This is a genomic window from Mesorhizobium xinjiangense, from assembly GCF_009749525.1.
GTDB classification, from domain to species: domain Bacteria; phylum Pseudomonadota; class Alphaproteobacteria; order Rhizobiales; family Rhizobiaceae; genus Mangrovimarina; species Mangrovimarina xinjiangensis.
In genome coordinates this window covers 363862-378056 of record NZ_WOAC01000002.1, presented here as the reverse complement: position 1 = coordinate 378056, position 14195 = coordinate 363862, and the positions used below count along the sequence as shown (strand labels likewise).

The window sequence follows — 14195 nt, the reverse complement described above, 5'->3', positions numbered from 1 at the left end:
CCGTCAACGACGTCTTGCCATGGTCAACGTGACCAATCGTGCCAATGTTCACATGCGGCTTCGTACGCTCGAATTTACCTTTTGCCATGTGAAGTCTCCATTTCCTGCTGCCCGTTAAGGGCTATCGTTGAACCTTGCGCCAACCCGACGGGATTACGCATACTTCTTCTGAATTTCCTGGGCGACGGCAGTCGGCACAGGCTCGTAGTGGTCGAACTGCATCGTGTACTGGGCCCGGCCCTGCGACATCGAACGCAGATTGTCGACGTACTTGAACATGTTGGCCAGCGGCACCATCGCGTTGACGACCGTTGCGATGCCGCGAGCCTCCGTACCCTGGATCTGGCCACGGCGCGAATTCAGGTCGCCGATAACGTCGCCGACATAGTCTTCCGGCGTCACGACCTCGACCTTCATGATCGGTTCGAGCAGCTGTGCCCCGGCCTTCTGCGCACCTTCGCGGAAGGCGGCGCGCGACGCGATCTCAAAGGCGAGCACCGACGAATCGACGTCGTGATAGGCGCCGTCGATCAGCGTCGCCTTGACGCCGAGCATCGGGAAGCCGGCGACCGGACCGGACGACAGCACACTCTCGATGCCCTTCTGGACGCCGGGAATGTATTCCTTGGGAACCGAACCACCGACGATCTTGGATTCGAACACGAAATCCTCGCCTTCCGGGTTCGGCTCGAAGACGATCTTGACACGCGCGAACTGACCGGAACCGCCCGACTGCTTCTTGTGCGTGTAGTCGATCTCAGCCGCCCTGGTGATGGTTTCGCGATAGGCAACCTGAGGTGCGCCGACATTCGCCTCAACCTTGAACTCGCGACGCATGCGGTCGACGATGATGTCGAGGTGAAGCTCGCCCATGCCGGCGATGATCGTCTGGCCGCTCTCCTCGTCGGTCTTGACGCGGAAGGACGGATCCTCGGCCGCCAGACGATTGAGCGCCATGCCCATCTTTTCCTGGTCGCCCTTGGTCTTCGGCTCGATGGCGATCTGAATGACCGGATCGGGGAACTCCATGCGCTCCAGGACAACCGGCTTCAGCGGATCGCACAGCGTGTCGCCCGTCGTCGTCTCCTTCAGACCGGCCAGCGCCACGATATCACCCGCATAGGCCTCATCGAGGTCAGAACGCGAATTTGAATGCATCTGCAGCATGCGGCCGATGCGCTCGCGCTTGCCCTTGACCGTGTTCTCCAGCGAGACACCCTTCTTCACCACACCCGAATAGATACGACAGAAGGTGAGCGAACCGACGAAGGGATCGTTCATGATCTTGAAGGCGAGCATCGACAGCGGCTCGCTGTCCGACGACTTGCGCACAACCTCTTCCTCGGACTTTGGATCGACGCCCTTGATCGGCGGCACCTCCACCGGAGAAGGCAGGAAGTCGACAACCGCGTCGAGCAATGGCTGAACGCCCTTGTTCTTGAAGGCAGAGCCGCACAACATCGGGAAGAACTTCACCGCGATCGTGCCCTTGCGGATCAGCGCGCGCAGTTCGTCGTTCGACGGGATATTGCCCTCGAGGTAGGCCTCGAGCGCCGCCTCGTCCATCTCGACCGCCGTCTCGATGAGCTGCTCGCGATACTCCTCGGCCCGGGCCTGCAGGTCGGCGGGAATATCGACGACATCCCACTCCGCACCCAGGTTCTCCGACTTCCAGACGAGCGCCTTCATCTCGATCAGATCGACGACACCGGCAAAGTCGTTCTCGGCACCGATCGGCAACTGAATGACAACCGGCGTGGCGCCGAGGCGCGACTTGACCATCTCTACCGAGCGATAGAAATCGGCGCCGATCTTGTCCATCTTGTTGCAGAAGATCATCCGCGGAACGTGATACTTGTCGGCCTGGCGCCACACGGTCTCGGTCTGCGGCTCAACGCCGGCATTGGCATCGAGCAGCGCAATGGCGCCGTCGAGCACGCGCAGCGAGCGCTCAACCTCGATGGTGAAGTCGACGTGACCGGGCGTGTCGATGATGTTGAAGCGGCGCTTCTTGCCGTCGCGGCCTTCCCAGAAGGTCGTGGTGGCAGCGGACGTGATCGTGATGCCGCGCTCCTGCTCCTGCTCCATCCAGTCCATCGTCGCGGCGCCGTCATGGACTTCGCCGATCTTGTGCGACTTGCCGGTGTAGAAGAGGACGCGTTCGGTCGTCGTGGTCTTGCCGGCGTCGATATGCGCCATGATGCCGAAGTTGCGATAATCTTCGATAATGTAATCGCGGGCCATGGGAGTTGCCTTTCGCTTCTATTCTCGCGCCGCCGGTTACCAGCGATAATGGGCGAAGGCGCGATTGGCTTCCGCCATGCGATGCGTGTCTTCGCGCTTCTTGACTGCCGAACCCCGATTGTTGGCCGCGTCCATCAGCTCGCCCGACAGGCGGTCGACCATCGTCGTCTCGTTGCGGCCGCGCGCAGCACTGATCAGCCAGCGAATGGCCAAGGCCTGACGGCGCTCGGGACGCACATCGACCGGCACCTGGTAGGTGGCGCCACCGACGCGGCGCGACCGCACCTCGATATGCGGCGCGACATTGTCGAGCGCCTGATGGAAAACCGGGACCGGCTCCTGCCTGGTCTTCTCCTCGACCTGATCGAGCGCGCCATAGACGATGCCTTCGGCAACCGATTTCTTGCCGTGCAGCATGATGGCGTTCATGAACTTCGTAATCACCAGATCGCCGAACTTCGGATCCGGATTGATCTCACGCTTTTCTGCTCTGTGACGTCGGGACATGTGTCTTGTCTCTCACCTGCAAAGGCTCGGCGCATAAAAAAAGCGCCGAAGCCGGAAACCCCTTACTTCGGACGCTTGGCGCCATATTTGGAGCGGCGCTGCTTGCGGTTCTTCACACCCTGGGTGTCGAGCACGCCACGAATAATGTGGTAGCGCACACCAGGAAGATCCTTCACGCGACCGCCACGGATCATGACGACCGAGTGCTCCTGAAGGTTATGCCCCTCACCGGGAATGTAGCCGATCACCTCGAAGCCATTCACGAGGCGGATCTTCGCCACCTTGCGCAGCGCCGAGTTCGGCTTCTTCGGCGTCGTCGTATAGACGCGCGTGCAAACACCCCGCTTCTGCGGGTTGGCCTGCATGGCCGGAACCTTGTTGCGCTTCACCGGCGCAATGCGCGGCTTGCGGATCAGCTGGTTTACGGTAGGCATTAAACCTTCCTCTGTTACAAATTCCGTGTCTCAAGCCCGTTTCGGGGCCGCCAGAAGCGCTACTTCCATACGCAAAACCGGGCAAAAACCGCTAGCTGCGGGTCGCCCGATCAATAAAGCAGAGGAAGCGAGAACCGCTTCGTGCGCGCCGGAGATGTATTCGCTCGTAAAACGAACCCTGTTTGAGACGCTTGTTCAGGACGCGTCGTCCTCAACGGCCAAGTCTCACATCGGCTCAGACAGCGCGGTTAATACTCACAACATGCCGGATCGTCAAGCCTGCACGCCCGATAAATACGCGATTTGCGGCGCTTACGCGGCACCTCGCCGCTTTGCGCAATATTATTACTCAAATGACGCCCTCTTAACGGCATTGTTTCCCCGCATCCTCTGTCGCACGGTCGCGCTTCATGCGAAAAAAGACGAATGAGCACCGGAATAGGCGTGACACGCGAACGCCGGGAATAGGAATCACGACGTGAACGACAACGAAGAACCACCCATCACGATCATAACAGGCCGCGTCTGGCGCCAGAAGGGCGACGATTCGCTCGGCGTACACATTCTGCTTCGCGCGCCCGACGACGACAGCGCCGTGCGCACGGCACTGGAGGCGTTGGCCCGCGAAGGCTATGCGGAAGCCGAACTCGACCGGATCGGCGAACTGGAAGGCGAGCCCGACGAGGAGCCGCACCTGTCAGCCTATCAGGGCGCTGTGGAAGGCGAAGTGGCCATCGTCACCTTCGACGAGCCGTTCTGACACTCGTCCGCACATGCGGACGCAGCATATGCCACCTGGCCATCCACCCAGCATCGACAAAATCGACAAAAAAGGCCGCCCGGCGGGGCATTGCCCGGGCGGCCCAAAAGATGCGGCCGAGAGGTCGAAACCCATTCGCATGCCGCATCGTCAAGTATCGAGCATACGCTGCCGACGTATGTGAGATATTTCACCTTGGCGGTGGATGAGCGCAAATTTCCGGCGGCTTAGCGCGCGTTCGCTTCAAACGGAACCGTTTGAAGCAAAGATATGCGCGCCAGATCAATATGCTGGAACATGTACCTTTCGCTCAAACGATGCCGTTTGAGCGGGACATGTTCTGCGCGCGTTCGCTTCAAAAGGAAACGTTTGAAGCGAATGCGCTATAGACGACGCCAGTCCACCCTTGAACCGCCGCCTTGCATGACGATACGGGCAACAAAAAAGGCCGCCGGAACAGCCCGGCGGCCTTTTCTTCGATCCTTGCCGGTGCGATTACTCGGCCGGCGTCGACGACATGTCGGCCAGCATCGCATCGGCCGTATCGGCGCCGGACGACTTGCGCCGTTCGTCGAGGATCAGTTCGTCGCGCTGCGTGGCGATGCGCCGGATCTGGCTCATCGCGCCGCCCGTGCCGGCCGGGATGAGGCGGCCGACGATGACGTTCTCCTTCAGACCCTGCAGCGTGTCGGTCTTGCCGGCCACCGCCGCTTCGGTCAGAACGCGCGTCGTCTCCTGGAAGGAGGCGGCCGAGATGAAGGACGGCGTCTGCAGCGAGGCCTTGGTGATGCCCAACAGCACCGGCTGGCCCTGCGCCGGTTTCTTGCCTTCCTCGACCAGGCGTTCGTTGATCTCGTCGAACTCGATCGCATCGACGTGATCGCCGGGGATATAGATTGAATCCCCCTGATCCGTGATCTCGATCTTCTGCAGCATCTGGCGAACGATCACCTCGATGTGCTTGTCGTTGATCAACACGCCCTGGAGCCGGTAGACCTCCTGGATCTCGTTGACGAGGTAGGACGCCAGCGCCTCCACGCCCTTGATCGCAAGAATGTCATGCGGCGCCGGGTTGCCGTCGAGAATGTAGTCGCCCTTCTCGATGGTGTCGCCGTCCTGCAGATGGAACGGCTTGCCCTTCGGGATCAGGTACTCGGCCGGCTCGAGGCTCTCGTCGTGCGGGACGATCGAGATGCGGCGCTTGTTCTTGTAATCGCGACCGAAGCGGACCGTGCCGTCGATCTCCGCGATGACGGCGTGATCCTTCGGACGGCGCGCCTCGAAGAGCTCGGCCACCCGCGGCAGACCACCGGTGATGTCCTTCGTCTTGGCGCTTTCCATCGGAATACGCGCAATGACATCGCCCGGCTTGACTGTCGCACCCGGCTCGACCGACAGAACGGCCTCGACCGAGAGCATGAAGCGCGCGTCGCCGCCCTTCGACAGCTTGGCGATCTTGCCCTTGGAATCCAGCACCGTGATCGCCGGCTTCAGATCGGCTCCGCGCGGTGTCGTGCGCCAGTCGATGACCTCACGCTTGGTGATGCCGGTCGACTCGTCGGCCGTCTCCTGCACGGAGATGCCGTCGACCAGGTCCTCGAACTCCACCCGGCCCTCGAGCTCGGTCAGGATCGGGCGCGTGTAGGGGTCCCACTCGGCGAGACGCTGGCCGCGCTTGACCTTGTCGCCATCGTCGACGAACAGCCGCGAACCGTAGGTCATGCGATGCGAAGCGCGCTCCTTGCCGCCTTCGTCGATGATGATCACAGCCATGTTGCGGCCCATGACCACCAGATGACCATCCGAGTTCCGCACGACATTGCGGTTGCGGATCTGGATCGTGCCCTCGTAGGACGCTTCCAGGAAGGACTGGTCGACGACCTGCGCCGTGCCGCCCATGTGGAAGGTGCGCATGGTCAGCTGGGTACCCGGTTCGCCGATCGACTGGGCGGCGATGACACCCACCGCCTCACCCTGGTTGACCGGCGTGCCGCGGGCCAGGTCACGGCCGTAGCAGACCGCGCAGACGCCGACCTTGACGTCGCAGGTAAGCGCGGAACGAATGCGCACGGACTGGATGCCGGCCTTTTCGATGGCATCCACGTCACGCTCCTCGATCAGCGTTCCGCCCTTCACGATCACCTCCGCGGAGACCGGATGAAGCACGTCCTCGAGCGCCGTGCGGCCGAGGATGCGCTGACCGAGCGAAGCAACAACCTGGCCGGCGTCGACGATCGCCTGCATGGTCAGGCCGTTTTCGGTGCCGCAGTCGGTCGCGTTGACGATGCAGTCCTGGGCCACGTCGACCAGACGCCGCGTCAGATAACCCGAGTTGGCCGTCTTCAAGGCGGTGTCGGCCAGACCCTTACGGGCGCCGTGGGTGGAGTTGAAGTACTCCAGAACGGTCAGGCCTTCCTTGAAGTTGGAGATGATCGGCGTCTCGATGATCTCGCCCGAAGGCTTGGCCATCAGGCCGCGCATGCCGGCAAGCTGGCGCATCTGGGTCGGCGAGCCGCGGGCACCGGAATGCGACATCATGTAGATCGAGTTCATCGGCTTCTGACGGCCGCCGTCGTCGAACTCGACGGCCTTGATGCGGCCCATCATCTCGTCGGCCACCTTCTCCGAGCACTTGGCCCAGGCGTCGACGACCTTGTTGTACTTCTCGCCCTGCGTGATCAGGCCGTCATTGTACTGCTGCTCGTATTCCTTGGCGAGCGCTTCGGTATCGGCAACCAGCTTTTCCTTGGCGTCCGGGATGAGCATGTCGTCCTTGCCGAACGAGATGCCGGCCCTGCACGCATGGCCAAAGCCGAGCTGCATGATGCGGTCACAGAAGATAACCGTCTCCTTCTGCCCGCAATGGCGATAGACCGTATCGATCATGCGCGAGATGTTCTTCTTGGTCAGCTCCTGATTGCAGATGTCGAACGGCACATTCGGGTTCTTCGGCAAGAGCTCGCCGACAATCATGCGGCCAGGAGTCGTCTCGTAGATGCCGGAGACCGGGTTGCCCTCGGCGTCCACGGTCTTGAAACGACCCTTGATCTTGGTGTGCAGGGTGACCGCCTTGGTCTCCAGCGCATGATGCAGCTCGCCCATATCGGCAAAGACCATGCCTTCGCCGGGCTCGTTCTGGTTCATGATCGACAGGTAGTATAGGCCGAGGACCATGTCCTGCGACGGCACGATGATCGGTGCACCATTGGCCGGGTGCAGGATGTTGTTGGTCGACATCATCAGCACACGCGCCTCAAGCTGCGCTTCAAGCGACAGCGGCACGTGCACGGCCATCTGGTCTCCGTCGAAGTCGGCGTTGAAGGCGGTGCAGACCAGCGGATGAAGCTGGATCGCCTTGCCCTCGATCAGCACCGGCTCGAATGCCTGGATGCCGAGGCGATGGAGCGTCGGCGCGCGATTCAACAGAACCGGATGCTCGCGAATGACCTCGTCGAGGATGTCCCAGACTTCCGGACGCTCCTTTTCGACCAGTTTCTTGGCCTGCTTGACGGTCGAAGAGTAGCCCTTCGCGTCGAGCCGCGCATAGATGAACGGCTTGAACAGCTCGAGCGCCATCTTCTTCGGCAGGCCGCACTGGTGCAGCTTGAGTTCGGGGCCGGTCACGATGACCGAACGGCCCGAATAGTCGACGCGCTTGCCGAGCAGGTTCTGGCGGAACCGGCCCTGCTTGCCCTTCAGCATGTCCGACAGAGACTTCAGCGGACGCCGGTTGGCGCCCGTGATGACGCGGCCGCGGCGGCCATTGTCGAACAGCGCATCGACGGCCTCCTGCAGCATGCGCTTCTCGTTGCGGATGATGATGCCAGGCGCACGCAGCTCGATCAGCCGCTTCAAACGGTTGTTGCGGTTGATGACGCGACGATAGAGGTCGTTGAGATCCGACGTCGCGAAGCGACCGCCGTCAAGCGGCACCAGCGGACGCAGGTCCGGCGGAATAACCGGGACGATCTTCATGATCATCCATTCGGGCCGGTTGCCCGATTCGACGAAGTTCTCCACCACCTTGAGGCGCTTCAAGAGCTTCTTCTGCTTCAGCTCCGAGGTCGTGGTCGCCAGTTCGTCACGCAGATCGACGGCAATCTTGTTGAGCTCCATCGAGGCAAGCAGTTCGTGGATCGCCTCCGCGCCGATCATGGCGGTGAAGGAATCCTCGCCATACTCGTCGACGGCGATCATGTATTCTTCTTCCGAAAGAAGCTGATGCAGCTTCAGGTCCGTCAGACCCGGCTCGGTGACGATATAGTTCTCGAAATACAGAACGCGCTCGATGTCCTTGAGCGTCATGTCGAGCAGCGTGCCGATGCGGCTCGGCAGGGACTTCAGGAACCAGATGTGAGCGACGGGCGCAGCGAGCTCGATATGGCCCATGCGCTCGCGGCGCACGCGCGACAGCGTGACCTCGACACCGCACTTCTCGCAGATGATGCCCTTGTACTTCATCCGCTTGTACTTGCCACACAGGCACTCATAGTCCTTGATCGGACCGAAGATGCGGGCGCAGAACAGACCGTCGCGTTCCGGTTTGAACGTGCGGTAGTTGATGGTCTCCGGCTTCTTGATCTCGCCATAAGACCACGACAGGATCTTTTCCGGGCTGGCGAGCGAAATCCGAATGGAATCGAATGTCTGCGCCGGCGCCTGGGTGTTGAAGAGATTCATGACCTCTTGGTTCATGCCGTTCTCCTGTTCGAAGCCATGGGGCTTCCTCTATTCGAGCAATGCCGGGACCTGGTCCCGGGCTTGGTGTGCGGTCCGCCGGCTCGACTGCCAGGCCGGTGACCGCAGCATCGACTAGCCGGCGGAAAGCCCGCTGGCGGGGACGCATCGCGAACGCCTGGTCCGCGATGCGCCGCTTTTCCTATTCGGCCGCGTCGGGCAACTGCGCCGGCGTCTCGTCAATGGCCGAATTCTCCAATTCGACATTGAGGCCGAGCGAGCGCATCTCCTTGACGAGCACGTTGAAGCTCTCGGGAATGCCCGCCTCGAAGGTGTCGTCGCCACGCACGATCGCCTCGTAGACCTTGGTGCGGCCGGCAACGTCGTCCGACTTCACCGTCAGCATCTCCTGCAGCGTGTAGGCAGCGCCATACGCCTCGAGCGCCCAGACCTCCATCTCGCCGAAACGCTGACCGCCGAACTGTGCCTTGCCGCCCAGCGGCTGCTGGGTGACGAGCGAGTACGGACCGATCGAACGGGCATGGATCTTGTCGTCGACGAGATGGTGCAGCTTCAGCATGTAGATGTAGCCCATCGTCACCTGGCGGTCGAACGTCTCGCCGGTGCGCCCGTCATAGACTGTCGACTGACCGCTATTGTGCAGCCCCGCCCGCTCGAGCATCTCGTTGATGTCGGCTTCATGGGCGCCGTCGAAGACGGGTGTCGCGATGGAAACGCCACGCTTCACCTGGTCGGCGATCTTGAGCACGCCATCGTCGTCGTAACGCCTGACCGGCTCGTTTCGGCCGTCGTCCGGATAAAGCGTTTCCAGCGTTTCACGCAGCGGCTTGATGTCGGCACTCGCCTTATAGGCGTCGATCAGCTCACCGATCTTGCGTCCCATGCCGGCACACGCCCAGCCCAGATGCGTCTCGAGGATCTGGCCGACATTCATTCGGCTCGGCACGCCAAGCGGGTTGAGCACGATGTCGGCATGCGTCCCGTCTTCCAGGAACGGCATGTCCTCGATCGGCACGATCCGCGAGACGACACCCTTGTTGCCGTGACGGCCGGCCATCTTGTCGCCGGGCTGGATCTTGCGCTTCACGGCGACGAAGACCTTGACCATCTTCATCACGCCGGGGGGCATCTCGTCGCCGCGCTGGACCTTTTCGACCTTGTCCATGAAGCGCTGCTCGAGCGCCTTCTTGGAATCGTCGTACTGCCCACGCAGCGCTTCCAGCTCGCTCTGCAGCTTCTCGTCCTCGACGGCGAACTGCCACCACTGCGAACGCGGATAGTCGGCGAGCACCTCCTGGTTGACCTTGGAGCCCTTCTTGAACCCCTTGGGACCGGCGATCGCGGCATGCCCCGCCAGCATGTCGGCCAGGCGGCCGTAGACGTTGCGATCGAGGATCGCCTGCTCGTCGTCGCGGTCCTTGGCCAGACGCTCGATCTCCTCGCGTTCGATCGCCATGGCGCGCTCGTCCTTTTCCACGCCGTGACGGTTGAACACGCGCACTTCGACGATCGTACCGAAGGTGCCCGGCGGCATGCGCATGGAGGTGTCGCGCACATCGGAGGCCTTTTCGCCGAAGATGGCCCGCAGGAGCTTCTCTTCCGGCGTCATCGGGCTTTCGCCCTTCGGGGTGATCTTGCCGACGAGAATGTCGCCCGGCTGCACCTCGGCACCGATATAGACGATGCCGGCCTCATCGAGATTCTTCAGCGCTTCTTCCGAAACGTTGGGAATGTCGCGCGTGATCTCCTCCGGTCCAAGCTTGGTGTCGCGCGCCATGACCTCGAACTCCTCGATGTGGATCGAGGTGAAGACGTCGTCGCGCACGATGCGCTCGGAAAGCAGGATCGAGTCCTCGTAGTTGTAGCCGTTCCAGGGCATGAATGCGACGAGCACGTTGCGGCCCAGCGCCAGATCGCCCAGATCGGTCGACGGACCGTCGGCGATGATGTCGCCCTTCTCGATCCGGTCGCCCACCGTCACCAGCGGACGCTGGTTGATGCAGGTGTTCTGGTTCGAGCGCTGGAACTTCATCAGCCGGTAGATGTCGACGCCGGACTTGCCGGGGTCGAGATCCTCGGTCGCACGGATAACGATACGCGTCGCGTCGACCTGGTCGACGACACCGCCGCGGCGTGCGGCGATCGCCGCCCCCGAATCGCGTGCCACGATCGGCTCCATGCCGGTGCCGACGAACGGCGCCTCGGCGCGTACCAGCGGCACGGCCTGACGCTGCATGTTGGATCCCATGAGCGCGCGGTTGGCGTCGTCGTTCTCAAGGAACGGAATGAGCGCCGCGGCGACCGAGACCATCTGCTTCGGCGACACGTCCATCAGGTCGACGTTCTCGCGCGGGGTCATCATCACCTCGCCGCCATGACGGCAGATGACGAATTCCTCGGTAAAGCCGCCCTTCTTGTCGAGCGCGGCATTGGCCTGCGCGACATAGTGCTTGGCCTCCTCCATCGCCGACAGATAGACCACCTCATCGGAAACCCTGCCATCCTTGATCTTGCGATAAGGGCTCTCGATGAAGCCGTACTTGTTGACGCGGGCAAAGGTGGCCAGCGAGTTGATCAGACCGATATTCGGGCCTTCCGGCGTCTCGATCGGGCAGATGCGGCCGTAATGCGTGACGTGAACGTCGCGCACCTCGAAGCCCGCCCGCTCGCGGGTAAGACCGCCCGGTCCGAGCGCCGACAGGCGCCGCTTGTGGGTGATCTCCGACAGCGGATTGGTCTGGTCCATGAACTGCGAGAGCTGCGAGGAGCCGAAGAACTCACGCACCGCCGCAGCCGCCGGCTTGGCGTTGATGAGATCCTGCGGCATGACCGTGTCGATCTCGATCGAGGACATGCGCTCCTTGATGGCGCGCTCCATCCGCAGGAGGCCGACCCGGTACTGGTTCTCCATCAACTCGCCGACGGAGCGAACGCGGCGGTTGCCCAGATTGTCGATGTCGTCGATCTCGCCCTTGCCGTCGCGCAGTTCGACCAGCGTCTTGACGACAGCCAGGATGTCCTCCTTGCGCAGGACGCGTACCGTATCCGGGCAGTCCAGTTCGAGGCGCATGTTCATCTTGACCCGGCCGACGGCCGACAGGTCGTAGCGCTCGGAATCGAAGAACAGCGAATTGAACATCGCCTCCGCCGTCTCCAGCGTCGGCGGCTCACCGGGACGCATGACGCGGTAGATGTCGAACAGCGCGTCCTGACGCCCCTCGTTCTTGTCGACCGCAAGCGTATTGCGGATATAGGCGCCGACATTGACGTGATCGATGTCGAGGATGTTGAATTCCTGAAGGTTGGCGTCCATCAGCACCTTCAGAGTCTTCTCATCGATCTCGTCGCCAGCCTCGAGATAGATCTCGCCGGTCTCGTCATTGACAACGTCCTCGGCCAGGTAGTTGCCGAACAGATCGTCTTCCGTCGCCTTGATGGCTTTCAGCCCCTTCTCGGCGAGTTGCTTGGCCTGGCGCGCGGTGATCTTCTTGCCCGCTTCCACGACCACTTCGCCGCTATCGGCGTCGATGAGATCCGACACGGTCTTGCGGCCACGGAGACGGTCCGCTGAATAGGGAATGCGCCATTCCTCGCCGTCACGCTCGACCGTGAGCATGTTGTAAAAGGTCGAAAGGATTTCCTCGCCGTCCATGCCCAGCGCCTTCAGGAGCGAGGTGGCGGGGATCTTGCGGCGCCTGTCGATGCGCGCATGCACGACATCCTTGGCGTCGAACTCGATGTCGAGCCAGGAGCCGCGATACGGAATGACGCGCGCGGCGAACAAGAGCTTGCCGGAAGAGTGCGACTTGCCCTTGTCATGGTCGAAGAAGACACCCGGCGAACGGTGCATCTGAGAGACGATGACGCGTTCTGTGCCGTTGACGATAAAGGTGCCGTTCGACGTCATGAGCGGCATGTCGCCCATATAGACGTCCTGTTCCTTGATGTCCTTGATAGACTTGGCGCCCGTGTCCTCGTCGACGTCGAACACGATGAGACGCAGCGTCACCTTGAGCGGGGCGGCGTAGGTCAGATCGCGTTGACGGCACTCCTCGACGTCGAACTTCGGCGCCTCGAACTCGTAGGTGACGAATTCGAGCATCGACGTCCCGGCAAAGTCCGAGATCGGGAAGACAGACTTGAAGACCGCCTGAAGCCCCTCGTCCGCGCGCCCGCCTTCGGGCTCCTCCACCATCAGAAACTGATCATATGATGCCTTTTGAACCTCGATGAGGTTCGGCATTTCCGCAACTTCCGGAATCTTTCCGAAGAATTTGCGTACGCGCCTGCGACCATTGAACGTCTGGGTCTGGGCCATCGTCGCTCCTTGCTGCCTTACTGGCTCGTCTCTCAACCGCGCGCTGCAGAAAACTCCGCGGCCATCCATTCAAAACGGGTTGAAACCCGTTTCCTGTGAGCCGTCGCCGACCCACAGGAAATGGGTTTCCTCTCCATGCCCCGGCGGGCAGAACCGGCGAACGGCTCGCGCCGTCCGCCGGGTACGCCAGCTACTTCAGCTCGACCTTGGCGCCGGCCTCTTCGAGCTTCTGCTTGATCTCCTCGGCCTCGTCCTTGGAAACACCTTCCTTGACGGGCTTCGGCGCGCCTTCGACCAGGTCCTTGGCTTCCTTCAGGCCAAGACCGGTAATGGCGCGGACTTCCTTGATGACGTTGATCTTCTGGGCGCCCGCCTCGGCGAGAACGACGTCGAACTCGGTCTTCTCTTCGGCAGCCTCGGCACCAGCAGCAGCACCGCCGCCAGCAGCCGCGACAGCGACGGGAGCAGCGGCCGAAACGCCCCACTTCTCTTCAAGCATCTTGGAAAGCTCGGCCGCCTCGAGGACGGTCAGGCTGGAAAGGTCATCAACGATCTTTGCAAGATCAGTCATTTGTTCAGTTCCTTATCAGGTTCGAATGTGTGTAGGTGACAGCGAGGAACGGCCTCATGCCGCCTCGTCCTTCCGGGCATAGGCATCGAACACGCGGGCAAGCTGGCCTGCCGGTGCGTTGACGACCTGGGCGATCCGGGTTGCCGGCGTCTGGATCATGCCGACGATCTTGGCGCGAAGCTCGTCGAGCGACGGCAAGGTCGCAAGCGCCTTCACACCATTGGCGTCGAGAGAAGTTGCGCCCATAGCGCCGCCGAGAATGATGAGATTCTCATTCCCCTTGGCAAAATCGGACGCGACTTTCGGCGCCGTAACCGGATCCTCCGAATAGGCTATCAAGGTCTGTCCATTGAACAGATCCGACATGCCCTCGGATTCCGTACCCTGAAGAGCGATCTTGGCGAGACGGTTCTTCGCGACTTTGACGGTACCGCCGGCTTCACGCATCTTCGAACGAAAATCGTTCATCTGCGCGACGGTGATACCGGCATAGTGGGCCACGACGATCGAGCCGCTGCTCGCGAAAACAGCGTTGAGGTCCGTGACGAGTTCGCGTTTTTCCGCTCTGTCCACTGCCTATCTCCAGTTGGCAACCTGCCCTTGCGGACATGGCTGCCGGGTTGCCTTTTGCCGGCCGGGCGATCCGGACTTGCGGATTCCCGA

10 protein-coding genes are annotated in these 14195 nt (G+C 61.8%); 2 read left to right on the top strand and 8 right to left on the bottom strand.

The genetic code is table 11. From position 1 onward, the window contains the following. The 4 genes from GM909_RS04205 to rpsL form a co-directional block, all read right to left on the bottom strand. Positions 1–88, bottom strand: an 88-nt coding sequence (locus GM909_RS04205; protein ID WP_235911641.1) for a GTP-binding protein, incomplete at its 3' end; no start/stop codon positions are given. 65 nt (positions 89–153) lie between these two features. Continuing rightward, positions 154–2244, bottom strand: coding sequence for an elongation factor G (fusA, locus tag GM909_RS04200; RefSeq protein ID WP_157014933.1), 2091 nt, complete (start codon positions 2242–2244; stop codon positions 154–156). A 36-nt stretch (positions 2245–2280) separates the two neighbouring features. Then, positions 2281–2751, bottom strand: coding sequence for a 30S ribosomal protein S7 (gene rpsG / locus GM909_RS04195; RefSeq protein WP_157014932.1), 471 nt, complete (start codon positions 2749–2751; stop codon positions 2281–2283). A 62-nt stretch (positions 2752–2813) separates the two neighbouring features. After that, entirely contained in the window at positions 2814–3185 is a 372-nt protein-coding gene (gene rpsL / locus GM909_RS04190) for a 30S ribosomal protein S12 (RefSeq protein ID WP_024585419.1), read from the bottom strand. 154 nt (positions 3186–3339) lie between these two features. Here rpsL and GM909_RS04185 point away from each other — a divergent pair, with 154 nt between their 5' ends. Together GM909_RS04185 and GM909_RS04180 are read left to right on the top strand one after the other, a co-directional pair. Beyond that, positions 3340–3615 (top strand): hypothetical protein, encoded by a 276-nt coding sequence (locus tag GM909_RS04185; RefSeq protein WP_157014931.1) that lies wholly within the window; start codon positions 3340–3342, stop codon positions 3613–3615. A 48-nt stretch (positions 3616–3663) separates the two neighbouring features. Continuing rightward, positions 3664–3945 (top strand): transcriptional regulator, encoded by a 282-nt coding sequence (locus GM909_RS04180; protein WP_157014930.1) that lies wholly within the window; start codon positions 3664–3666, stop codon positions 3943–3945. Positions 3946–4440: 495 nt separating this feature from the next. Here the strand turns inward: GM909_RS04180 and rpoC are convergent, their stop codons facing one another. From rpoC to rplJ, 4 genes are all read right to left on the bottom strand, one after another. Continuing rightward, the gene (gene rpoC, locus GM909_RS04175; protein WP_157014929.1) at positions 4441–8640 is read right to left on the bottom strand and encodes a DNA-directed RNA polymerase subunit beta'; all 4200 of its coding nucleotides are present in this window, start codon (positions 8638–8640) and stop codon (positions 4441–4443) included. Between the two features lie 184 nt (positions 8641–8824). Then, positions 8825–12961 carry a DNA-directed RNA polymerase subunit beta gene (gene rpoB, locus GM909_RS04170; protein ID WP_157014928.1) on the bottom strand — a complete coding sequence of 1379 codons (4137 nt, stop codon included), beginning with the start codon at positions 12959–12961 and terminating at the stop codon, positions 8825–8827. 190 nt (positions 12962–13151) lie between these two features. Continuing rightward, positions 13152–13532 (bottom strand): 50S ribosomal protein L7/L12, encoded by a 381-nt coding sequence (gene rplL, locus GM909_RS04165; RefSeq protein ID WP_157014927.1) that lies wholly within the window; start codon positions 13530–13532, stop codon positions 13152–13154. A 54-nt stretch (positions 13533–13586) separates the two neighbouring features. After that, the gene (rplJ, locus tag GM909_RS04160; RefSeq protein WP_157014926.1) at positions 13587–14105 is read right to left on the bottom strand and encodes a 50S ribosomal protein L10; all 519 of its coding nucleotides are present in this window, start codon (positions 14103–14105) and stop codon (positions 13587–13589) included. Positions 14106–14195 lie beyond the last annotated feature (90 nt).